The organism is Pseudomonas sp. LP_7_YM (assembly GCF_004364435.1).
In the GTDB taxonomy this organism is placed as follows: Bacteria; Pseudomonadota; Gammaproteobacteria; order Pseudomonadales; family Pseudomonadaceae; genus Aquipseudomonas.
Genome location: NZ_SOCT01000001.1, coordinates 82,534 through 104,937 on the forward strand (window position 1 = coordinate 82,534; position 22,404 = coordinate 104,937).

Genomic DNA, 22,404 nt, shown 5'->3' on the forward strand with positions numbered 1-22,404 from the left:
TGAATGTTAGGCCGACTGGTACAACCTACATTTCTTGCCCGAAGATATGCAACCCTTTATCGCAGCGCCCCAAAGTCATCTGGTCAAGACGGGTTTGCCATACGCTTACCAAACAACGGAATTTTCACTGCTTTTTCGGGAAAATCCGCATCGTTTCAGGCTTGCCTTCAGGGCAGGCTTCGCATCATCAGTCCGGGTGCTCATGAAGAATGAGCCGCCTTGGTGGTAAACACCCGGCGATCACGTAATATTTGCCACCCGCGCCCGCACTGTCGTTTCGACGTGAGCGGTCGCACACGCTTTTCGAACTTAACCCTGAATCCAACGGACTCCACAACACATGGCCAAACCGGACGCCCCGGCGCGCGCGCCGCAACCCACCGTCAAATCGCATCTGGCGTATACGCTGCTGAGCGGACTGGCACTGATGGTTCTGTACACCCTGCTGCGCGTGGCGCTGCTGGTTTACAACCGTGAAGGGATCGGCGCGACGCCGGCCTCAACGTTCATCGAGGCATTGGGCAACGGTCTGCGTTTTGACTTGCGCCTGGTGGTGTACATCCTGATTCCGTTGCTGCTGGCATTGTTTAGCGCCCGGTTGATGGCCGCTCGCGGCGTATTTCGGGTCTGGTTGACGTTGGTCGCCAGCCTGACCACGTTCTTCGGTCTGATGGAAATGGATTTCTACCGGGAATTTCACCAGCGCCTGAACGGCCTGGTCTTCCAGTACGTCAAGGAAGATCCGAAAACCGTATTGAGCATGATCTGGTACGGCTACCCTGTAGTGCGTTACCTGCTGGCGTGGGCACTGCTTACCTGGGTGCTGAGTCTGGTCTTCAAGGGTATCGATCGTTTGACCCGTCCCCGTGGCGGTTTCAACGTCGGCAGTGCCAGCAATCGTGCCATCGCGCCCTGGTACACCCGTATCGCTGTGTTCGTGCTGTGTCTGGCGGTGGCAGTCATTGCTGCGCGTGGCACCTTGCGTCAGGGCCCGCCGCTGCGTTGGGGTGATGCGTACACCACTGAATCAAACTTTGCCAATACCCTGGGCCTCAATGGCACGTTGACGCTCATCGCTGCTGCCAAGAGCCGGCTGTCCGAAGACCGTGACAACATCTGGAAGGCCACCCTGCCGCAGCCCGAAGCGCAGCAGACCGTGCGTGACATGCTGTTGACTGCCAACGAAAAGCTGGTTGATCCGACTACCGCAGCCGTGCGCCGCGAGTTCACGCCGCCTGAGAGCAACACCCTGCCGATCAAAAACGTCGTCGTGATCCTGATGGAGAGCTTCGCCGGTCACTCGGTCGGCGCGCTGGGCGATGAGTCAAACATCACCCCGTACTTCGACAAGCTGTCGGAAGAGGGCCTGTTGTTCGACCACTTCTTCTCCAACGGCACGCACACCCATCAGGGTATGTTCGCCACCATGGCCTGCTTCCCGAACCTGCCCGGTTTCGAATACCTGATGCAGACCCCAGAGGGCAGCCATAAGCTGTCCGGCCTGCCGCAGTTGTTGAGTGCGCGCAAGTACGACGACGTGTATGTCTATAACGGCGACTTCGCCTGGGACAACCAGTCCGGTTTCTTCAGCAACCAGGGCATGACCAATTTCATCGGCCGTAACGACTTCGTTAACCCGGTATTCTCCGACCCGACCTGGGGTGTCTCCGACCAGGACATGTTCGACCGCGGCGCCCAAGAACTCAAAGCCCGGGAAGGCAAGGGCAAGCCGTTCTATGCCTTGCTCCAGACCTTGTCCAACCACACGCCGTACGCGCTGCCGGCCAATCTTCCGGTAGAACGCGTAACCGGCCACGGCACGCTGGACGAGCACCTGACGGCGATGCGCTATTCCGACTGGGCATTGGGCCAGTTCTTCGAAAAGGCCAAGAAGGAGCCGTATTACAAGGACACACTGTTCGTGGTGGTCGGTGACCACGGCTTCGGTAACAACGAGCAAATCACGGAAATGGACCTGGGCCGTTTCAACGTGCCGATGCTGATGATTGCGCCTGGCCTGCAGGATAAGTTCGGCAAACGCAGCAGTATCGTCGGCACGCAGATCGACATCGTGCCGACCATCATGGGGCGTCTGGGCGGTGACACCGTGCATCAGTGCTGGGGTCGCGACTTGCTGAACCTGCCCGCGGGAGACTTGGGCTTTGGCGTGATCAAGCCTTCGGGCAGCGAACAGACCGTTGCACTGGTCACCGGCAATCGCATCCTGATCGAGCCAAAGGAGATGGAGCCTAAGGTCTACAGCTACGAGCTGGGCACCAAACCCCACGCTGAAGTTATGCCGAACGCTGCGGACACAGCCCAATTGCGCAAGAAGCTCGACAGCTTCCTGCAAACCGCAACCAAGAGCCTTTTGGACAATACTGCGGGAGTCAAGGACGCCAAGCCGTAAGGCGTCCGGTAAATGATAAGAGGCCCTTCGGGGTAATGCCGATCAGTTAAGCCTACCGCTTGACCTTGGCAGCAAGAAATCAAAATCCGATGCTTTTACTGGCATCGGATTTTTTTATGCGTCTGGCTCTGGCCCTGGAACTGACCCACAACCACATCGGCGTAAGGAGCGCATTTATCCTCGGGCCACCGGGGTCAAATCACCCAAATATCCGATCAGACATAAAAATGCCAGTCAGCTCAACTGACTGGCATCAGGCCTTCGGGGCCTCTTTTTTTGCTCGCAAACAACCTTTGCCTCACGACAAAAACGTTGAACGAATGACGAAAAAGCACAGTCCGATTTCGGTAGGCCCGCGTGTGGCCTGACTGAGGAGACATTGATGAAAGTCTGGACTATTTCGTTTCAGGATAAAGATGGTGTGCAGCAGACCCACAATCTTGAATCCGATCATCGTCCCAGCGATGAGGAGGCCGCACAGCGCCTGCGTCACGTCTTGTTTCCTGTCACCGAAGACCTTGATCTCAATGATCTGGAAGGCCGGACACAGGAGCCTACGGTCAAGACACTCAAGGAACAGAATGCAGTGCAGATTATTTCCATTGTTCAGGCTCCCTGAAAATCACCTGCGATCACCGCTATTTGCTAATTGGCAACGTGCCATTAATGGAGGTAATCTCCAAGCCAAGGCGGTGACGCATCCATCCGAATCCTATTCGCGTAGATGCCTGATTTGTAATAGCAGCACCGACCTTGTCAGCGACATGCTTGAGTCCCGGGCGGCAGATGACCTGTCGTTTCACTCCTCTGGGCGAGAGGCTGTTTCGGGATAGTTGAAACTCTATCTATCGTTGCATAGGAGGACGTTTCATGAGCACGGCCTATCAAGAAGACATCAGCACTTACGTACTGCGCCGCATGAAAGAAGGCGGTTTTGACTTCGCACGTATCCATCCCATCGAATTCTACGCAGTCTTCCCGGACGAGGAACGGGCGCGCCAGGCCGCGGGGAAATTTCGCGGTGAATCTCTCAATACCCAAATCAATGCCCGCGAGGACGGCGCATGGCACCTGCAACTGAGCAAACTGATGTACGCCACCTACGACGGCATTGGTGACTTCGAACACGATTTCCAATCCGCGATTCTGGGGTTCGATGGCGAGGTCGAAGGTTGGGGAGTGAAGCAGGAGATCAAGCGGCTTCATTAATCCTCATGCAACCCGGCGCGGCAGCATCGGATACAGATGTCCTCTCTGGTATTGCGCGGCTGAGCTTGCGAGGGCGACTTGCTCACCCATGCCCCTTTACGATGATTAAAGCCGAGCATACGAGCATGTATGAGACTTCCCTGAGCGGACCCACTTGCACATTGACCTGCTTCGTTCATCAAATTCGCGAATGCTTGAACGCCTGAAATAAAAGACAGGGCAAAAAAAGGCCGCTTCATTTGAGCGGCCCAAAGGGAATTTCGAGAAGAAGTCCGGTGACACATCAAGTTCGCTCCGAAAGTTTGCAGCGAGATTTCTGTGTCGATGGATCGATTATGTGTGAGTGAGGGTCAGTCGGGAAATCAACGCTGACTATGCCGTTGATAGATTTAACGATACTCAGCGCTTCTGTATGAAGCGTAGACGAATTGACTGGGTGCTTCCTGCACTGCACTGGTGCGAAGCTTCCGGGGTATCTGATTAACCCGTTGATTCTCAAGAGGTATGCCGATGGCACGGGCCTTGCGAAGGTCCTTGCGTCCAGGGTGACAAGGAGTACGGCATGATCCGCACCTTTTATGATGAGATGTACGAGGCGGGAGGGGCTGTGCGCCCGCACTACAGGGGATTCGCCCGCTGGTTGGGCGACGCGCCACCTGAGTTGCTGGCTCAGCGTCGGCGTGAGGCCGATCTGCTGTTTCATCGTGCCGGGATCACCTTCACGCTGTACGGTGACGAGCAGGGGACTGAGCGTCTGATCCCTTTCGATACGATTCCGCGCAGCATCCCGGCCAGTGAGTGGCGCGTGGTCGAGCGTGGCTGCATCCAGCGCGTCAAGGCGCTGAACATGTTTCTAGCCGACCTTTATCACGACCAGCGCATCATCAAGGCCGGGATCATCCCTGCCGAGCAGGTGCTGGCCAACGAACAATACCAGTTGGCCATGCAGGGCCTGACGCTTCATCGGGATCTGTACTCGCACATTTCCGGGGTCGATCTGGTGCGCGACGGCGATGGAACCTATTACGTCCTTGAGGACAATCTTCGCACCCCTAGCGGCGTCAGCTACATGCTTGAAGACCGCAAGATGATGATGCGCCTGTTCCCGGAACTGTTCGCTGCGCAACGGATTGCGCCGGTCGACCATTACCCGAATCTGTTGCTCGATACCCTGAAATGCTCCAGCCCGCTGGACAACCCCAGCGTCGTGGTACTCACGCCCGGTCGCTTCAACAGTGCATTCTTCGAACACGCGTTTCTGGCCAGGGAAATGGGGGTCGAGCTGGTTGAAGGCGCTGATCTGTTCGTGCGCGACGATCGGGTGTTCATGCGCACCACCGATGGCCCCAAAGCGGTGGATGTGATTTATCGTCGTCTCGATGACGCTTTCCTTGATCCCCTGGCGTTCAACCCCGAATCGATGCTGGGCGTGCCGGGACTTCTCGCAGCCTATCGCTTGGGTAACGTGGTGCTGGCCAATGCCATTGGTACGGGTGTCGCCGACGACAAATCCGTATATCCGTTTGTGACCGACATGATCCGCTTCTACCTCGACGAGGAGCCGATCCTGAAGAACGTACCGACCTGGCAATGCCGCAAGCCAGAGGAGCTGTCTCACGTTCTGGCTAACCTCAGCGATCTGGTGGTCAAGGAAACCCAAGGCTGCGGCGGCTACGGCATGCTGGTCGGCCCGGCCGCGACTGCGGCTGAAATCGAGACTTTTCGTGCTCGCTTGAAAGCCAAGCCACATGCGTACATCGCTCAGCCCACCTTGTCCCTGTCGACCTGTCCGACCTTCGTCGAGAACGGCATTGCCCCACGGCACATCGACCTGCGCCCGTTCGTTTTGTCTGGGCGCGAAACCCGCGTGGTTCCCGGCGGCCTGACCCGCGTCGCACTGCGCGAAGGATCGCTGGTGGTCAACTCGTCTCAGGGCGGCGGAACCAAGGACACCTGGGTGGTCGAGGATTAAGGATGCCTGCCAATGCTAAGTAGAACTGCCTCGGATTTATATTGGATGTCGCGGTACCTGGAGCGGGCGGAAAACCTCGCGCGGATGCTGGACGTCAGTTACTCGCTGTCACTGATGCCGCAGGACGGACGCGGGGATGGCCTCAATGAAATCGCCATGCCCCTGCTGATTACCGGAACCCTGGACGATTATGTGGAACGCCATGGTGAGCTGCACGCTGAGCGTTTGCTGCATTTCTTCGCTCTGGACGATGCCAATCCGACCAGCATTTTCAGCTGTCTGGCCGCTGCCCGGGCCAGTGCCCATGCGGTGCGTGGGCGCATCACGGCGGACATGTGGGAGAACATCAACGCCACGTATCTGGAAATTCGCGGCATCGCCGAACAGGGCCTCGGCCGCTACGGCATGAGCCGCTTCTGCGAGTGGGTCAAGGAGCGCTCACACCTGTTCCGTGGCGCGACCTACGGCACCATCATGCGCAACGATGCTTTCCGTTTCATTCGTCTGGGGACCTTCATCGAACGTGCCGACAATACCCTGCGGATGCTCGATGCGCGTTACGAAATGCTGGAATTACGCGGGCCTTCAGCCAACGCGGCAGCGGACAGTTCGGCAGCCGGTTACTACCAATGGAGCGCCTTGCTGCGCGCGCTGTCGTCGTTCGAGGCGTACACCGAGGTCTATCGCGATGCGCCGGGCGCGCGTCAGGTCGCTGAGCTGCTGCTGTTGCGCGCCGATATTCCGCGCTCGCTACGGGCCTGTCTTGAAGAGCTGGACATGATTCTGGCCAGTCTGCCTGGCGCTAACGGACGTCCGGCGCAGCGACTGGCCGCCGAACTCGACGCGCGCCTGCGCTACACCGGCATCGACGAAATCCTCGCCGAAGGGCTGCATGAGTGGTTGAACGAATTCATTCCGTTTCTGGCCCAGTTGGGTAACGTCATTCACACTTCTTACCTGGAGGCTGCATGAGACTCTCAATTAGCCACGAGACCACCTATCACTACGACGATCAGGTCCGCGCCAGCATCCAGTATTTGCGTCTGACACCCCATGACAGCGAGCGCCAGCAGGTGCTCAGCTGGCAGTTATCGCTGCCACGCCCGGTGCGCGCACAGGTCGATCCGTTCGGGAATATCCTGCACGTGTTGACGCTGGACGAGCCCCACGAGGCCATCGTCATTGGTGCTCGCGGCCAGGTGGAAATCGATGAAAAGCGCGAGGCGGAACATGAGTCCCAATCGTCGCTACCGTTTCTGCGTTTTACGCGCCTGACCGAAGCTGACGAGGCGATCCGAGCTTTCGCGGCTGGACAGACGAAGAAACGCGCCGATCGCCATGCATTGATCGACCTGATGCAGGCATTGAATCAGCGCATCGTTTACACGCCGGGTTCGACCGCTGTCGATACCAGCGCTGCTCAGGCTTTCGCCAATGGGGCAGGGGTCTGCCAGGACCACACCCATGCATTTCTGGCCTGCGCCCGCAGTATCGGCGTGCCGGCGCGGTACGTGTCGGGTTACCTGTACAGCGACAGCAGCGAGCATCTGGCCAGTCATGCCTGGGCCGAGGCGTGGATCGACGACGCCTGGTACAGCTTCGACGTGACCAATCAACTGTCGATCCCCGAACGTCATTTGAAACTGGCGGTGGGGCTTGATTATCTCGATGCCTGCCCGGTGCGTGGCATGCGACGTGGAGGAGGCTGCGAGCACATGCATGCCAAGGTCGTAGTGATGCCATCGGCGCCCGTGGCGAGGCCCGTGACTCAAGTGCAAGTGCAGCGCCAGTCGTAGATTCTGCCTTTGATGGTGATCCCCTGCGGCAGAGGGCGGTGGGATCAACAGGCGGTCAGGCAAACCGCCCGCGAATGGCTCGCCGCTTTCGGCAGCAGCGCAGGGTCCTGCACATCCTTTACTGCTCTGTGCAGGTCGACATGCCCGTCGCATTGCCCTCAGCCATCACTCCGCGGGATCATCGCTAATCTCGTACAGTGCATTGTGCAACTCGTCGTAGGTGCCGCCGTTAATGATGCTGTTGTAGCCCGCCTTGATCAGCTTGTCCTGCGCACTACCGGCGCGGCTATCACTTGAGCTGAACACCACCATCACCAGATTCCGGTCGGTCATCACCTGCTTAAGTTGCGGCACCAGGCGCCTGTCATCGACGCGCACGGCATTGAGTACCGTACCGGCTTCATATTCACTTTGGCTGCGAACGTCTATTGCAAGCTTGCCATCCCTGATGGCAGCCACGGCCTCAGCCTGTTCTACCGGTCCTGCCTGCGCAACGACACCCCAACCCAGCGTGAGGACTGCCAACCACCGATGCATGCGCTCAACTCCTTACTTCCTGATGGAGAAGAGGTTGGCACAAATATGCCGCGAGGCAAGCGCGCAAGACTGAATCAACCAAACAGACGGGACAGGTTCGGTAATATCAGCAGGAGGGTGGTAGCGAAGACGATCAAACCGGCTTGGCGTACTTTCGACTGTTTGAACATAGCGTATGGCCTTTTCTTGTTATTCCTGAGCAACAAAAACTGACTGCTTCCTGAAAAAGGAAGCGGCGGCTGGCAGGGGTCAAAACCCGAGAGCAGGAGTCGCGATAAGACTTAACCTTAGAGGCCAGTTGAGCGGTGTCTTAGATCGGTTTGATATGAGCAAGCCGGTTTTGTTAGGAACAACAGTCATAAGCCAATGCGATGGCGCCAGATAATCGCCTGCTAGACACGTTCAGCCCCAATCTTTGCGCATTCAACAGCCCCTGACCGTTCGTCCGAGTGAGCAAGTGCCTACCCAAGGCTACGTCTTTATAAACATCTAGGGCTGTCGATAGCGGAGCAATGCATCCGCTGTCATGCAGAGGGGTCCAATGGCGAACGGGCGGAATCGTAGGGGCTGGCGCGGACGACTTTATAGCGATAGGAGGCAGTTCAGACATCCCGACACTGCCGGGCAAACGCGCCCCTTGCCTTGCCAAGGGCTTCAAGGCAGGCTTGGGCGTGTGCATTTTCGCCTTTTCGCTTCAGGTATTTTTATGTCGTTACGCATCTGCATTCTGGAAACCGACGTGCTTCGCCCGGAACTGGTTGATCAATACACAGGTTATGGCCGGATGTTCGAATCGCTGTTCTCCCGCCAGCCGATTCCGGCCGAATTCGTGGTCCACAACGTGATGCAGGGCGACTACCCGCCCGACGACGAGCGTTTCGATGCTTACCTGATCACAGGCTCCAAGGCCGACTCTTTTGGCACCGACCCTTGGATTGCAACCCTGAAGACCTACCTGCTGGCACGCTATGAGCGAGGCGACAAACTGCTGGGCGTCTGCTTTGGTCACCAGTTACTGGCGCTGTTGCTTGGCGGTAAAACCGAGCGAGCTGCACAGGGATGGGGTGTGGGCGTTCACCACTACAACCTCGCTCCCGCAAAACCGTGGATGACCCCGGCGGTGGACACACTGAAGCTACTGATCAGTCACCAGGATCAGGTTACCGCCTTGCCTGAGGGTGCCACGGTGATTGCGTCCAGCGAGTTCTGTCAGTTTGCCGCCTATCACATCAACGATCAGGTGCTGTGCTTCCAGGGCCACCCCGAGTTTATCCATGATTACTCGCGTACCTTGCTCGATATTCGTCAGGACTCGTTGGGAGAGCAGGTCTACAGCAAAGGCATTGCCAGCCTGGAAGAGGATCACCACGGCACCGCAGTGGCCGAGTGGATGATGCGCTTTGTCGCCAACAGGCCGCAGGTGGCCTGAGGCAACCCCTTAGGGGCGCGATGGCCCGCGTGCCTGCAGGTCAGGTCTGCTCAGAGCCATCCCGAGCGCTTAAAGCTGGCGAACAGAATCCCGCATCCACTCAGAATCACCCCCAGCACGGCATAGTAGCCGTAGTGCCAGCTCAGCTCCGGCATGTTCTGGAAGTTCATCCCGTAGATCCCGGCAATGGCTGTAGGGAACGCCAGAATCGCGGCCCACGCAGCGAATTTGCGTTGGGTCAGGCTCTGGCGCGAAGACTCCAGCAGCAGGCTGATCTCGATCGTCTGGCTGGCGATGTCGCGCAGGTTCGCCAGGTCTTCCATCTGTCGCTTCACGTGGATTTCCACATCACGGAAGTAAGGGCGCATGTTTTTGTCGATGAAGGGAAAGCTGAGCTTCTGCAACTCTTCACCGATTTCCACCATCGGCGCTACGTAACGGCGCAGGCGCAGCAAATCGCGGCGCAGGCTATGAATGCGGTGGATGTCGGCTTCATTGAGGTCCTTCCTTAGAACGTTGTGTTCCAGCTCTTCAAGCTCGCCGTGAATGGCCTCGGTAACAGGCTGGTAGTTTTCGGTGACGAAATCCAGCAAGGCGTAGAGCACGAAATCTTCACCGTGCTCCAGCAGCAAGGGACGCGCTTCGCAGCGCTGACGGACAAGCCCATAGGACTTTGAATGCCCGTTGCGCGACGTGATGACGTAGCCGTTGCCGGCGAAGATATGCGTTTCGATGAACACCAGCTTGCCGTTCTCTCGGACCGGTGCGTAGGTCACGATGAACAGGGCGTCGCCGAATGTTTCGAGCTTGGGACGGCTGTGAGTTTCCTGGGCATCTTCAATTGCCAGCTCATGCAATCCGAACTGCTTCTGCAGCGAGGCCAGTTCCTCAGCGCTGGGCTGTTCCAGGCCTATCCAGACGAAGTGTCCTGGCTTTGCGGCCCAGGCAGCGCCTTCGTCAAGCGTGATATCGGCAACTTTCTTCCCGGCACTGTAAACGGCAGCGGCGACAACTCGACCCATGATGGTGTGCTTCTTCTGTCAGGAGGGACTGACGCGCAGCGTGGCGCGGTGTTCTCTTCAGAGTGGGTGCAACTCAACGAGTTCGAGGGTTTTGTGCGAGTTGTTCAGGTGTGGTTTGACCTGACGCTGTCGCAGCGTGCAATTGGCTGTCCATCTGCTCGATGCAGCCTTGCATCTGTTCATGGCAGAGGGCAATGAGCTCGGGAATGTCGCTGCTGGTCATGCCGGTGGTGGAGATGGCCGGCAGTGAGCGGATCATGAGTTGGCCACTGTTCCAGATACTCAGCTGCATGTCGCGGACATAGGTGCTCACGCACACTGGCACGATTGGCACGCCAGCCTCGATGGCCATCTGGAAAGCCCCGCGTTTGAACGGTAGCAAGCCTTCGCCCAGATTGCGCGTGCCTTCGGGAAAGACCCAGATCGAGGTGTCCTTGCGTTGCAGCGTCTCTGTGGTTTGTCGAATCGCGCGGCGAGCCCGTAGTGGATTGCCACGGTCGATCAATATGTTCCCCGCCAGCCAGAACAGCTGACCGAAAAAGGGTACCCATTTCAGGCTCTTCTTGCCGATGCAGACCGTACGCGGTGGCACGATGTTGCCCAAGATGAACAAGTCGTAGTTTGACTGATGGTTGGCAATGATCACGCAGGGGCGCGTGCTGTTGAAGTGCTCGCCCATCTCGGCCTCCACGCGCAACCGCAGGATCCACATGGCGGGCAATGCATAAAGTCGCGCGCACAAACGGCTGTTGTCCGGGTTGAACGGTCGACAGATGCCGAGCAAAAGTCCCAGCACTCCGGCAACCACGAAATGAAGCCCCATCAGCAACATACGAATGACAAACAGCATGCAGACCACTCTGGTAACGAAAGGTCGCGCAGTGTACGGATGTGCACTCAAATCGGCAAATACGACACAGACAGACGGCATTAGCGAGTTTAAGCGAATATTTCAGAGTAGAGGGCTGACCCAAAGAGTGGTTCTGTAGGAGCGAGCTTGCTGGCAAAGACCTGACGGCAGTGAACTCAATACCGATTGAACGATTGCATTCGCGAGCAAGCTGACTCCCACCGCTTTACGCTGAGCTGTCAGAACACAGACAGCCTGGAAGACAATTAAAATTGATGCTGCCGATCCAGTTCGATGGCCTTGTCCAGCGTTTCCAGAAATGCTTTGCGCACTTTGAGCTTGGTCTGCGCGTGCGCCTTCATGTTGATCTTCTTCAATTGCAGGGCCACGGTGCGGGCTGCGTCGGCAAGTTCGTCCGGGGGCACGATCTTGTCGAGGAAGCCGGCTTGCAGTGCACTCTTGGGATCGTACATCTGGCCATTGATCACCGAGCGGCCAAACGCGCTCTTGCTCAGGCGATCACGGGCCAGTTCGATGCCGGCATTGTGCATGGTCATGCCGATCTGTACTTCATTCAGACCAATGCTGAATGGGCCATCCACACCGATGCGGTAGTCCGCCGACAGCAGCAGGAATGCACCTTTGGCCACGGCGTGACCGCCGCACGCAACGACGATGGGGAAGGGGTGCGCCAGCATGCGCCGCGCCAGCGTGGAGCCTGCCGCGACCAGGTCCATCGCAGCCTGGGGACCGGAGGTCATGATTTTCAGGTCGTAGCCGCCAGAAAGAATGCCCGGTTGACCGGTGATGATCACCACCGCTCGGTCTTTTTCGGCCTGATCCAGCGCGGCATTAAAGGCTGCGACCACATCGTTGCTGATGGCGTTGACCTTGCCATTGCTCAGCGTCAGCGTGGCGACGCCATCGTCCAGCTGATACGCGACCAAATCACTCATGGGACAAGTCCTTATTGTTTTGAGAGGGCGCAGACGTTACCCACCCCAAGGGGCCAGGTAAAGCACAAAGGGTGACCGATGGGTCAAGGTTTCGGGCCACGTGCAGGGCAGTAAAGGGCGCGGCCCGAAAGGAGGCGGGGCGGGTGTTATTCCATGACCGCGTTGAGTTCGCAGTATTCTTCCCAATCCATGTCCAGCGCCTCGGCGGCTTCCTTGTGGACGGCCATGCGCAAGGACTTGATTTCCTCTTCGGATCTGCCGCTGAACCTTAAGGCCAGCTCCCAGGTTTCAATACTCAGCGCGTCGGCTTCATCTTCGAATGCCCAGCGGGTCTGGTCCTGCTGATCTTTAGGGCTGAGGTCCTGAATCTCTTCCTGCAACGTCGGGTTGGTCACGATGTACTTCGGCAGGGCAGCTTCGATCCATTCTTCTTTATTCATGTGAGGTAGATCTCCTGTGGCTCGAGCTGACATGTGTATGAGGGAACGTTACGTGAGGCTCGATTGTGCGGGATGTATGCCGCTCATGCCAGACGCAGAGGGTCCGTCCGTCGCGCTGAACGGATCGCTTGCGCAAATGAAAAGGGCCCACCTGCGGCGAGCCCTTCCTTATAACGCAAGCTTGATCAACCAATGACCATCGGTTTCTTGAGGTTGCGATGAGCGCTTTGGCCCAACAAGGGGTGCGGGCCGTGATCACCATAAACCCCGACTGGCTCAGGGAATGTGCGCAGCAGCGTGATGTACAGCAGCGCTGCCAGCCCCAGAGTGATTGGCAGGCTGATGTCGATCCCGCCCGCCAGATTTCCCAGCGGCCCGACGAACTGGCCAGGCAGATTGACGAAGCACAGGCCCACGGCCGCGCTCGGAATCCAGGCGCCCAGACCGCGCCAGTTCCAGCCGTGCTCGAACCAGTAATGGCCGCCACTTTGGCCACGGGTGAACACCTGCAAGTCCGCTGGGTGGTAAAAACCACGGCGGATGATCAGGCCCAGCACCATGATCACGATCCATGGCGAGGTGCAGGTGACGATCAGAACTGCGAAAGTCGACACGCTCTGCACCAGATTGAAGGCGAAACGGCCGATGAAGATGAAGGCAATCGCTGCCAGGCCGATCAGGATGGTCGCCTGCGCACGGTTGAGAAAGCGCGGGAACATGCTCGACATATCCAGGCCGGTACCGTACAGCGACGTGGTGCCGGTGGACATGCCCCCGATGATCGCGATCAGGCAGACCGGCAGGAAGAACCAGCCCGGCGACACTGCCAGCAAACCTCCTACATAGTTGTTGTCAGTGATGTACTGCGGTGCCTGGGTCGCGACGATCGTGGCGGTACACAAGCCGAAGAGGAAGGGAATCAGCGTGCAGACCTGCGCGAGAAACACCGAGGCCATGATGCGTTTTTTCGAGGTCTGGCGCGGGATGTAGCGTGACCAGTCACCCAAAAACGCACCGAACGAAACCGGGTTGCTCATCGCCAGTAACGCAGCGCCGATGAACGCTGCCCAAAAACCTTCACTGCCCTGATTGAGCGTCCCGGCAAAACCGGCATCGAAACTGCCGCTGAACGCGAAGATGCCCAACAGGAACAGCAGGCTGGAGGCAAACACCGCTATCTTGTTGACCCACAGCATGAAACGAAAGCCGTAGATGCACACGGCAAGGACCAGTACCGCAAACACGCCGTAGGCCAGCGCCAGGGTCAGGTCGTTTTCCGGCAGGCCGACCATGCGTTTGGCCCCACCGATCAGGGCGTCACCCGAACTCCATACCGACAGCGAAAAGAATGCCACGGCGGTCAACAGGGAAAGGAACGAGCCGACGATCCGACCATGAACGCCGAAATGCGCGCCGGAAGAGACTGCATTGTTGGTGCCGTTGAGTGCGCCGAACAGCCCCATCGGCGCGAGAATGATCGAGCCCAGCAGGATACCCAGCAGGATCGACCAGACGCCCGCCTGGAACGACAGCCCGAACAGCACCGGAAAGCTGCCGAGCACCGCGGTGGCAAACGTGTTGGCGCCGCCGAATGTCAGGCGAAACAGGTCAAGGGGTGAGGCATCGCGTTGATCGTCTGGAATCTGTTCGACACCGAAACTTTCGATACGGGTAGCGGGATGTGACATGAGAGTTTCCTGCGCGCTGTCGTGTTGTTATGAGGCCTGCATCGGAGCGCGGGCCTGTATTGTTCGGCCGGAGCAAGTCCGGCCGTGGCGTTGGCAGTGGTCGATAGGCCGACCGGAAGTGTTTGACGTTTCAGTTGTTGTAAGTGAAGCGGTTCGGCGGCGGGCTCTAAAGGCTCGCTCGGCCGGGAGCGCGATGTTTTACACAGGCTGCGCCGACAAATGTTCGTGACAGGCCAGCCATCGGCCACCTGCATTGCGAAAGACGATGGTTTCACGCTCGCGGAACTGATTCTCTTCGGTGCCGAAACGCACGCGTGTTGCGACGTCATGCATGAACACCGCGACCTCCCCCTGGAGGGTTATATGGACGTTACTTGACTGGCAGTCGAGCACTGCAAAACCGTCTGCCTGCCACTCGGTCCACACTTCACGATAGGCTGCGCGCGATAGCAGCGCAGTGGGCAGGGTGTAAAACAGGAAAGTGGCGTCTTCGCTGAAAGCTGCGAAATAGGTGTCGGTATCGTTGCTGGCGAATGCAGCAACCAGTTCATTGGCGGCTTGCAGGACATGTTCTTTGAAGTGTGGAGTGGGAGTCATGGCCGTCTCGTTGTGGTGATTCTGGCGATGGGGCACGACTTTAAGCAGCTCTCGCAATCGGTAACATCGTTGCCGGTAAATACTTAGTTCAGGAATTTCGCAAGTAACGGCAAGGCGTTGCAGCGAGCTGGAACTGTACGCATCTGGCTGTTTACTGTGGCTTGCTGGCGAGGGTGGTGAGCAGTGATGTTCATTTTGCCTGTTCTGTTACACCGCTTTCGCTGCCGTCGTAGCCTGCGACGTCTCCATGGCTGAGGCATTCAGCGCGTATTAGAACCCGACTGGAACAGGCTGCCCTTTACCGGCTGGTGGACCCTGCCTCCAGAGGGCGAAGCATGCACTGTCATAATGTGGCGCGACGCATCGGGATGACACGCCGGGGGGAGCAGGGCGGAGGCTCTGCAGGTGGTCGCAGATGTCTTTTTCATTGGTGATAATGATCTTTTGACGCCGACTGATCTGCAGAATATCGGTGGCGTTCTTATTCGGTCGATGGGGATAGTCCCGCTCTTCCCAATCGCTGGAAAGACGTGGCTGTCCCGGACGCTGTAGCATTGCCTGCCCAATGTAATCGGGGCAGGGCGTGGCCGCGAAGCCGACCTTGCCATCGCGACCGATGCACCTGAAGGCCTCGGCACTGGCCGTATTGACCAAACCTGCCGCAAACACCGCTAACGCGATCAGACACCCTTTCATGAAACCCTCCCTTAATGGTGCAAGGCTACCATCAGCAGGGGGGCTGTCAGCGGTGAACGACGGATTCAATGGGTTTCGTGGCTGGCTTTCTGCACCTTCGCCAAGGCCAGCGCCACGAACAGATCGGCATCGCCCTGGAGGACTCGCAGATGGTCTTCTACATGGTCAGCGTTGTTCTGCTGTTCCTTGGAGTCGATCAAGCGCGTGACTTCGCACAGCGCGTTGGCAGTGACCCAAAGACTCTGACGCAACTGGCCGATGATCTTCACCACGCTCTCGGCGCTGTCGTGATCATCCTCCAGCTGGGCCATCGACGGCAGTGCGGGCATTTCCATTCGTTTGCTCGCGTCGATACCTGTTACCACGTGACCGATATCCACACCGACCGCTGCCACTCGATGTAAATAGTCTGCTCGGGGCAAGCGCTGCCCGCTTTCATAATGACCTTGAGCGTTAGCCTCGACCCCTCCTATGGCACCGAGGGCACTTTGGGTAAGCTTCAAGCGTTTTCTTTCTTGCTTCAGGCGTTTGCCAATACCATTCATCAACCTACTCCTGCGGAATTCGCGACCTCGTTTTCTGAACCGGACGCGCAATGGGGGCTGGAATACGGGCTGGGTGATCCACTGTAAAACGAGCCTCGTACGGAGTTGCCACATCGAATGACTTGGCAACGGGTAGACAGTAGCTGTTCATTTGACTGTATGGGCAGGTTTCCGATGGCCTGTGTCAGATAAATGCAAAGAAGCAGGTATGAGTGGAATAAATCAATCTTGCCGAATGGTTTTAAAATTAATAATTATTCATTTGGCACTATCGGATGGGCGCTTTCCTGGACCCAGGCGATCGCCTACCCACCCGTCCGGATGTTCGACGCACGACTCATGCCGGAACTGAGAACGCTGGCGCGTATTATCGCCGGCTCAATGAGCGGTCGTCGTTCGAGCCATTCTTCCCGAGTGATGCCAAGCAGTACGACATCTACACGTACTCCATCCTTAATGACGTTTTTCCGCCGAACGCCTTCAATGCTGAAGCCAAACTTCTGGTGCATCTTGACCACCGCCGGATTGGTTTCAAGCACTTCGCAATTGAGCTTCTCCAGTCCCGCTTCATTAAACGCATGGTCAAGCAGCCAGAATTCCACCCTGCCGCCCAGGCCTTTGCCTTGTTGCCGGGCGTCGAGGTAGAACGCCCAGTCAGCGGTCTTCTGGGTGGCGTTGATGGCGCTCAGCGACACAACGCCGGCGAGCTCTGAGTCGAACATCGCCACGAAAATCGACTGCCGGGGATTGCCCGCCAGCGAACTTATCCAGGCCTCATGTTCCTGAGGGCTGATTTCGTGGGAGGTGTACATGAATTTGCGCACGTCCTCCTGGTTGCGGAGCGCGCGCACTGCTGACTGAATGGCCGGGGAAGCTTCGGTAAGGGGGACGAACCGCATGACATGACTTCCTTGCATGGGGGATTCTGGCAGATGATAACCCGATGCCAGCGGTGTGTTCACGGCGTGGTTTGAGCCCGGAAACGAAAAACCCCCGGATTCTCAAGGAGATCCGGGGGTTCGTTTACATCGAATTTGGCGGTGAAGGAGAGATTCGAACTCAACGCTCCTCCAAGCCGTTGATCCCCGTATTTACCGCCCTAATCCCGATTTTACGTACAATCGTTGCGTACAATTGACGTTTCGAGGGCGCAAGGAATGGCTGGTAATTTGCAGCTAGAAGGTGGTACTTGGCACGTCCGCCGGGCCATACCCGAGGCAGTGCTAAAAGCGTTTGGGGGACGCAAGATTCTGTCGCAGTCCTTGAAGACAGGTTCTCGCTGTGAGGCCATGGCTTTGAGGATGCCAATCCTTGTTCGCTGGCAGGCAGAAATTCGTACCTGCCGCGCTCCCACCCGTGCTATCGGTTATGCGTGCCTCCTTGGAAAGTTTTTAGCAGCGAGGCCCAACCAAGGCACTATCAGCGCCACGCACGCAACAGTCTATAACCGCTGCCAACCGTTCAAACTCGACCTTGCCATGCCACACCCGTTCCATTATGAGCTGCTGCCGTTTCCATGAGCTGGTTAAATCTACGTTCCGCTTCGCCCTGATTGCGCCTCAGCTTTTCGAGGCTGACTTCAACCGCAGTAAGTCGATCCCGACATTCCTTCTCGGCATAGCGCTCACGATTCATACGTGCATGCTCAGCAAAATCAGATGCGTCAGCAATACATTGGCGAAAGAACTCTTGCCGATCTCGCAGGAAGTTAGAAGTGATCTCTCGAAGCTCAGGATTCAAGTCGTAGTAAAGGGATAGACGATGGGCCAACGTATCGGTTTCCCGATCCAACTTGTACCACTCTGAACGTGCAGCCTCGGCTTTGAGTAAGAGGTTTTGCCATAGTAGGTAGAGTTCGTTTGCCCTCGACCTGTTTTGCACGCGTTCTGTACGCCATAGGGCGAATAAGGAGACGGCCAGTGCGAGCATTGATGGAATTGATTGAAAGTCCACAGGGCGTTTCTTTCAGATGGTAGTCATCATTATGGTGGGGCTTCACGTCTTGGGACAACGTGTGCAGGTAATTCGATTTAATCCCTTTAAATAGGATCAAAACCCTGTTTACGGCGGGAATGTCCGAGGGTTGGAAAAGTGGTAATGGGCTACAGCCGGGCTGTGCACTCTACCTTGAGTGCAGACCATGTAGCTAAGCATCGCTGGATGCAGTGTTGCCACTATCTACCGTGTCAAGCGTGAACTGAAAGTCTAGTCGTTATGCATGTCATCAGAGCCCGCATTGCGGGCTTTGTCGTTTCTGTTCCTGGCGGAACGTGTGACCAAACCTCAGTAATCGCCACACCGCCAGCACGGCCAGCAGAGCCGTCAGGACTTATTTTCGCTTTAAGGCGAGCTAGCCTTCGAGGTGGTGCGCTGTGTTTCACACCTATCACACAGACACCTCTACAAAATCGATGAGTATTGCTCTGATACCATGCATCGATAATGAATAGATGGAGTGAGTCAATGTCTGGAGTCGCCAAGGGAAAAGCCCGCTGGTGGTCGAAGCTGGGGCTAGGCGCGGCGGTCGGAACAATCGTGGTCGAGAAATCCGCCGAATGGTTTTTCGATACATCTTTACTGTCGAAGATTTGGAGCGGATTCAAAGGGCTTTGGTTTTGGCTGCTTAGCGATATCCCCATGCCGGCAGGGCTCGTAATCGGCCCTCTTGTCCTTTGCCTGTTCCTGATGGCGTCGGTGGGGTACTACGCCGCTTTATACAGCAGGGCGTTCGACGAACTGGAGGTGTTGCGTAATCCTCCACGACCACGACTCAGCAACGTCGAGCATGATGTTGTCATGACCGTGGCGGGATTTTGGGATAACGAGCGCTCACCAGAAGAGCGAGACGTACGTCTTCATTTGAACCTGACGCCTATCGCTGTTCACGCAGCCCTAGACGGCCTTGTGTCGTGGAAACTAATTGAGCCCGTAGGAAACCGCTGGGACGGTTTTGCCATTGGGCTGACACCGAATGGCCGGGCCTATGTACAGCACCCCGATAGCATTGCCAGACGAAACCGGAAGCTTGGGTGAGAGACCTCAATGCAATCGCCGTCGAATGTAGCGCGAGCAGGCAGCATGGGAATTGGAAAACAGGGAAAACGACCTCACTGTACCGTCAGCGCGGGAATCTTAGTATCATTCTCACCCTTGCGAAAACCTTAAAAGGAATTAAGTATGTCATTTGAAGCCTACCTACACATCGAAGGTATCCCCGGAGAAACGCTCTCCGAAGGTTACGAAAACTGGATTGAGCTACAAGATTTCGACCTCTCGGCCAGTCAGACAGCGTCCGCTACAGCTACGTCCGCTGGCGGTGCAACTTCTGGTCGCGCTTACTTAAGTGATTTACTTGTCCGCAAGCCTGTAGATAACGCTACGCCCAAACTTCATGAGGCTTGCTGTAGTGGCAAGCATTTTAAGCAGGTGTCGGTTCATATATTTAGGGCTGGCGATCCGAAAGTTAAATACCTTTAGATAGTGCTTGAGGAAGTTATAGTTAGCTCTTTCGCTTTAACGGGCAATGGCGATCAGTCTAATGCGTTTCCGAGTGAGCTGATTGCGTTAAATTATGGCCGCATCAAATTAATCTACTCCAAACAAAGTCGGAAGACTGGGCAAAGCGCAGGGCAAATTGCGGGCGGCTGGGATGCCATCAGCAATAAAATTTACGCCTGGTCCTGTGCGCGTTTGGAAGAGAGCAAGCCATGAACTATGAAATGCCAGAAGCGATACCTCCCGGCGTTAGTGTCGATGTACATATGAAATTTGCGAACGATCAGTGGAAGAAGGACCCCGCTATCGGTGCATTCATGAGTTGGTTTTATTACAAAGTACGTAATCATGGTCCACGGGACTATAAGCAGCAGAATCATGCGTGGGAAGATTTCGGCAATTTTCACTACGGCGCCGTGGGCAGAGCTGGTCAGCTGCCTGATCAGATTCTGCTGAGGGCTGCGGGGTTTGCTCAGAAGCGTTCAGGCACGCAGAGCACCAAGGTGGATTGGGGGAAGTGGTACTGGCGTGCGCCGTATGGCGATGATCCTACTGACCAATATTGGATAGAACAAGGTATTGAATATGCAAAGTCAAAAGGATACTAAGTCGCGTAATGTGTACAAGATTCTGTTCTGGTGCCTGTTAGGTCTTTTGGTTATTGATTACTTTCTTGATTCGGTGGTCGGTGGCATTGCAGATGCTGATGAGCTTGCTATTAAGCAGGAGGTTAAGGGCGGGGCGTGGGTATACGTAACTCGCTACGGTGCACCTGCTACTGATTTGGATACTCTGAGATTCTATATCGACAATCAGATTCAAGGAACCGATCAGGAGATTTTAAAGCAGCTAAACAAGCAGTCTTCTTTTATGATTACGGACAGTAATGTGCAAGATGTCGTAATTCGCGATACTCAGAATGGAGTGGGTATTGATGTAAAAGGCGCTGTTTACAATTATTACAGCAAGCAGTACACCGACGGCGAAAAATTTAAAAGTTACCGCGTCAGCTTGAACCAGCAAGATGAGCGACGCTGAGTGCAAACCCTCTAATGCTTTTGTCTTTCTACATCTGTCTTATTGAATGTCGGTCTTACTACTGGGCGAATTCCGACTACGCCGGATAGACGATTTCCGACCATGGCGTGGTCGAATTTAGGCTACGTCTCTCATCCATTCCGGCTGATCATCAAAGTCTTCGTTGTATACCACTACACCCGGTGCCGACGTTGGTGCCGTTTCAGTCAACCGTGGCAACGCGACTGGGGCGTACTCAGGTACACGTTCGCGTCCTGGTTCTGGCGTGATAGTTACCGGCTTACGAATCGCCTCCAGCGGCGACACGGGCACCAGAATAAGGTCGCAGGTGATCGTCATCGAGTTGGAGAATGCACAGCCATGAATACGGCGCTTTTCGACGGTCAGGTAACCATGCTGACGAAGCTTCGCAATGAAGGCTTTCGCCGCTGTGAGGCTACAGCCACGCGCGCTGACGATGACGGTCTGATTGTCGAACCACAGCTTGCCTTCGCCGATGAAGTTGTCGTGCCGATCTTTCATGAACACCAACAGAAGCTTGTCCTGTGCAGAAAGTGCTACGGGTTGGCGAGTAGTCAGACTGAGAAGCTGGTGGGCTTGGAGAAGGGTGTGCGGGCGTCGAGAATGTATGCACATCCCCAGCCATCGGAGGAGGGGAAGCGCTGACCGGCGAGAACTTGCAGCACTGTGAGTAGTACAAATGAGTAGTACAAACAAAAAACCCCGTGAACTCTAAGGAACTGAATTCACAGGGTTTTCTTAATATGGCGGTGAAGGAGAGATTCGAACTCTCGATACAGTTTCCTGTATACACACTTTCCAGGCGTGCTCCTTAAGCCACTCGGACACTTCACCGTATCTCTTCAGATGTTCAGTCTGTCGAGGCGCGCTAATGTAGTCGAAAGCGCTTACGAAGGCAAAACTTTTTTTGAGAATTTTCATGCGGTTAAGCAAAAAGCGTGGAGCGTCAGCAGCGCAAGGAAAGTCCGGCATTTACCATGGCGATCAGCGGCTGAAGTCAAGCCGCCCAAGGCAACGAAGATGGTCAGCACAGCGGCGGTGACGTAGCCTGCTTCAGGTTCGTGCGCCACTCAGGCCTGAAGCTTCTTAAGAGATACAAAATGCACATACACGGCAAAGCTGCGCTGGTAATCGTTGATATGCAGCAGGGCATCAATCATCCACAGCTGGGACGGCGTAACAATCCCGAGGCTGAGCAGCGCATGCTCGCGTTGCTCAATGCCTGGCGTGAGACCGGGCGCACGGTGATTCATGTCCGGCATTTCTCTCGCTCGCCTGATTCGGTTTTTTGGCCCAAGCAGTCGGGAGTCGAGTTCCAACCCGCGTTTTTGCCATGGGACGGGGAAGGGGAGTTACACAAGCAGGTCCCGGACGCCTTTTGCCACTCGGCGCTTGAAGGCTGGCTGCGGGCGGACGGCATCAATCAGCTTGTGATCGTCGGCGTGATCACCAACAACTCGGTCGAGTCCACGGCCCGTACGGGTGGCAATCTGGGGTTTGAAGTCATCGTCCCCCACGATGCCTGTTACACCTTCGACGGCGCCGACTTTTTCGGGCATCCGCGCAGCGCAGAGCAGATTCATGCGATGTCCCTGGCCAACCTGCACGGGGAATACGCGCAGGTGCTGGCGACTGAGGAGATTTTGCAGGCCGTCACATGAACAGCCACTCAGGCTAGGAGGGTCCACTGACTTGCTGACCGT

At 56.4% G+C, this 22,404-nt stretch carries 24 protein-coding genes, 1 tRNA gene and 1 pseudogene; 13 read left to right on the forward strand and 13 right to left on the reverse strand.

Annotated elements, in window-relative coordinates; genetic code table 11:
• The first annotated feature begins 340 nt into the window (after nucleotides 1-340).
• The 6 genes from EC915_RS00440 to EC915_RS00465 all read left to right on the forward strand — a co-directional run bounded on the left by EC915_RS00440 (nucleotide 341) and on the right by EC915_RS00465 (nucleotide 7,387).
• Nucleotides 341-2,410 (forward strand): LTA synthase family protein, encoded by a 2,070-nt coding sequence (locus EC915_RS00440; RefSeq protein WP_133748562.1) that lies wholly within the window; start codon nucleotides 341-343, stop codon nucleotides 2,408-2,410.
• A 382-nt stretch (nucleotides 2,411-2,792) separates the two neighbouring features.
• Nucleotides 2,793-3,029, forward strand: coding sequence for a hypothetical protein (locus tag EC915_RS00445; protein ID WP_133748563.1), 237 nt, complete (start codon nucleotides 2,793-2,795; stop codon nucleotides 3,027-3,029).
• 251 nt (nucleotides 3,030-3,280) lie between these two features.
• A complete protein-coding gene (locus EC915_RS00450; protein WP_133748564.1) occupies nucleotides 3,281-3,619 on the forward strand; it encodes a ribonuclease E inhibitor RraB in 339 nt (112 codons plus the stop codon).
• 562 nt (nucleotides 3,620-4,181) lie between these two features.
• Nucleotides 4,182-5,591, forward strand: coding sequence for a circularly permuted type 2 ATP-grasp protein (locus EC915_RS00455; protein ID WP_133748565.1), 1,410 nt, complete (start codon nucleotides 4,182-4,184; stop codon nucleotides 5,589-5,591).
• Between the two features lie 12 nt (nucleotides 5,592-5,603).
• A complete protein-coding gene (locus tag EC915_RS00460; protein WP_133748566.1) occupies nucleotides 5,604-6,563 on the forward strand; it encodes an alpha-E domain-containing protein in 960 nt (319 codons plus the stop codon).
• Nucleotides 6,560-7,387 carry a transglutaminase family protein gene (locus EC915_RS00465; protein ID WP_133748567.1) on the forward strand — a complete coding sequence of 276 codons (828 nt, stop codon included), beginning with the start codon at nucleotides 6,560-6,562 and terminating at the stop codon, nucleotides 7,385-7,387. Before EC915_RS00460 ends, EC915_RS00465 begins: the two co-directional genes overlap by 4 nt.
• A gap of 165 nt (nucleotides 7,388-7,552) precedes the next feature.
• Here the strand turns inward: EC915_RS00465 and EC915_RS00470 are convergent, their stop codons facing one another.
• On the reverse strand, nucleotides 7,553-7,924 hold the full coding sequence (locus EC915_RS00470) for a rhodanese-like domain-containing protein (protein WP_133748568.1): 372 nt from the start codon (nucleotides 7,922-7,924) through the stop codon (nucleotides 7,553-7,555).
• Nucleotides 7,925-8,630: 706 nt separating this feature from the next.
• Here EC915_RS00470 and EC915_RS00475 point away from each other — a divergent pair.
• Nucleotides 8,631-9,353 carry an amidotransferase gene (locus EC915_RS00475; RefSeq protein WP_133748569.1) on the forward strand — a complete coding sequence of 241 codons (723 nt, stop codon included), beginning with the start codon at nucleotides 8,631-8,633 and terminating at the stop codon, nucleotides 9,351-9,353.
• A 50-nt stretch (nucleotides 9,354-9,403) separates the two neighbouring features.
• Here the strand turns inward: EC915_RS00475 and EC915_RS00480 are convergent, their stop codons facing one another.
• From EC915_RS00480 to pseH, 9 genes are all read right to left on the reverse strand, one after another.
• Nucleotides 9,404-10,375 (reverse strand): magnesium and cobalt transport protein CorA, encoded by a 972-nt coding sequence (locus EC915_RS00480; RefSeq protein ID WP_133748570.1) that lies wholly within the window; start codon nucleotides 10,373-10,375, stop codon nucleotides 9,404-9,406.
• Between the two features lie 73 nt (nucleotides 10,376-10,448).
• Nucleotides 10,449-11,225 (reverse strand): 1-acyl-sn-glycerol-3-phosphate acyltransferase, encoded by a 777-nt coding sequence (locus EC915_RS00485; protein WP_133748571.1) that lies wholly within the window; start codon nucleotides 11,223-11,225, stop codon nucleotides 10,449-10,451.
• A 266-nt stretch (nucleotides 11,226-11,491) separates the two neighbouring features.
• Nucleotides 11,492-12,181, reverse strand: coding sequence for a crotonase/enoyl-CoA hydratase family protein (locus EC915_RS00490; protein WP_133748572.1), 690 nt, complete (start codon nucleotides 12,179-12,181; stop codon nucleotides 11,492-11,494).
• Nucleotides 12,182-12,327: 146 nt separating this feature from the next.
• Entirely contained in the window at nucleotides 12,328-12,621 is a 294-nt protein-coding gene (locus EC915_RS00495; RefSeq protein WP_133748573.1) for a DUF6388 family protein, read from the reverse strand.
• Nucleotides 12,622-12,806: 185 nt separating this feature from the next.
• Nucleotides 12,807-14,309: a cytosine permease gene (locus EC915_RS00500; RefSeq protein ID WP_133748574.1), complete on the reverse strand. Its 1,503-nt coding sequence runs from the start codon at nucleotides 14,307-14,309 to the stop codon at nucleotides 12,807-12,809.
• A 198-nt stretch (nucleotides 14,310-14,507) separates the two neighbouring features.
• Nucleotides 14,508-14,906: a nuclear transport factor 2 family protein gene (locus EC915_RS00505; RefSeq protein ID WP_133748575.1), complete on the reverse strand. Its 399-nt coding sequence runs from the start codon at nucleotides 14,904-14,906 to the stop codon at nucleotides 14,508-14,510.
• A 270-nt stretch (nucleotides 14,907-15,176) separates the two neighbouring features.
• On the reverse strand, nucleotides 15,177-15,602 hold the full coding sequence (locus tag EC915_RS24735; protein ID WP_166650890.1) for a DUF4124 domain-containing protein: 426 nt from the start codon (nucleotides 15,600-15,602) through the stop codon (nucleotides 15,177-15,179).
• Between the two features lie 65 nt (nucleotides 15,603-15,667).
• Nucleotides 15,668-16,147 (reverse strand): helix-turn-helix domain-containing protein, encoded by a 480-nt coding sequence (locus tag EC915_RS00510; protein ID WP_133748576.1) that lies wholly within the window; start codon nucleotides 16,145-16,147, stop codon nucleotides 15,668-15,670.
• Nucleotides 16,148-16,452: 305 nt separating this feature from the next.
• Nucleotides 16,453-17,046 carry a UDP-4-amino-4,6-dideoxy-N-acetyl-beta-L-altrosamine N-acetyltransferase gene (gene pseH / locus EC915_RS00515; protein ID WP_133748577.1) on the reverse strand — a complete coding sequence of 198 codons (594 nt, stop codon included), beginning with the start codon at nucleotides 17,044-17,046 and terminating at the stop codon, nucleotides 16,453-16,455.
• 258 nt (nucleotides 17,047-17,304) lie between these two features.
• On the opposite strand from pseH, the gene EC915_RS25510 reads away from it, so the two are divergent.
• Nucleotides 17,305-17,667, forward strand: a complete 363-nt coding sequence (locus EC915_RS25510; protein WP_372237826.1) for a DUF6538 domain-containing protein — start codon at nucleotides 17,305-17,307, stop codon at nucleotides 17,665-17,667.
• On the opposite strand, the gene EC915_RS00520 is transcribed toward EC915_RS25510, so the two are convergent.
• Nucleotides 17,609-18,100: a hypothetical protein gene (locus EC915_RS00520; RefSeq protein WP_133748578.1), complete on the reverse strand. Its 492-nt coding sequence runs from the start codon at nucleotides 18,098-18,100 to the stop codon at nucleotides 17,609-17,611. The two genes, EC915_RS25510 and EC915_RS00520, sit on opposite strands and share 59 nt — an antisense overlap.
• A gap of 510 nt (nucleotides 18,101-18,610) precedes the next feature.
• On the opposite strand from EC915_RS00520, the gene EC915_RS00525 reads away from it, so the two are divergent.
• The 4 genes and pseudogenes from EC915_RS00525 to EC915_RS00540 all read left to right on the forward strand — a co-directional run bounded on the left by EC915_RS00525 (nucleotide 18,611) and on the right by EC915_RS00540 (nucleotide 20,680).
• The gene (locus EC915_RS00525; protein WP_133748579.1) at nucleotides 18,611-19,180 is read left to right on the forward strand and encodes a hypothetical protein; all 570 of its coding nucleotides are present in this window, start codon (nucleotides 18,611-18,613) and stop codon (nucleotides 19,178-19,180) included.
• Between the two features lie 144 nt (nucleotides 19,181-19,324).
• Nucleotides 19,325-19,858 (forward strand): annotated as a pseudogene (locus EC915_RS00530) (Hcp family type VI secretion system effector).
• Complete coding sequence (locus EC915_RS00535; protein ID WP_133748580.1) at nucleotides 19,855-20,250, forward strand: polymorphic toxin type 44 domain-containing protein; 396 nt, start codon at nucleotides 19,855-19,857, stop codon at nucleotides 20,248-20,250. Before EC915_RS00530 ends, EC915_RS00535 begins: the two are co-directional and overlap by 4 nt.
• Nucleotides 20,228-20,680, forward strand: a complete 453-nt coding sequence (locus EC915_RS00540; protein WP_133748581.1) for a hypothetical protein — start codon at nucleotides 20,228-20,230, stop codon at nucleotides 20,678-20,680. The genes EC915_RS00535 and EC915_RS00540 overlap by 23 nt, the downstream gene beginning before the upstream one ends.
• A gap of 117 nt (nucleotides 20,681-20,797) precedes the next feature.
• On the opposite strand, the gene EC915_RS00545 is transcribed toward EC915_RS00540, so the two are convergent.
• Both EC915_RS00545 and EC915_RS00550 read right to left on the reverse strand, forming a co-directional pair.
• Nucleotides 20,798-21,202 carry a hypothetical protein gene (locus tag EC915_RS00545; RefSeq protein WP_133749383.1) on the reverse strand — a complete coding sequence of 135 codons (405 nt, stop codon included), beginning with the start codon at nucleotides 21,200-21,202 and terminating at the stop codon, nucleotides 20,798-20,800.
• Nucleotides 21,203-21,445: 243 nt separating this feature from the next.
• Nucleotides 21,446-21,535: transfer RNA gene (locus tag EC915_RS00550), tRNA-Ser, on the reverse strand.
• Between the two features lie 266 nt (nucleotides 21,536-21,801).
• Here EC915_RS00550 and EC915_RS00555 point away from each other — a divergent pair.
• The gene (locus EC915_RS00555; RefSeq protein ID WP_133748582.1) at nucleotides 21,802-22,362 is read left to right on the forward strand and encodes a cysteine hydrolase family protein; all 561 of its coding nucleotides are present in this window, start codon (nucleotides 21,802-21,804) and stop codon (nucleotides 22,360-22,362) included.
• The last annotated feature ends 42 nt before the right edge of the window (nucleotides 22,363-22,404 follow it).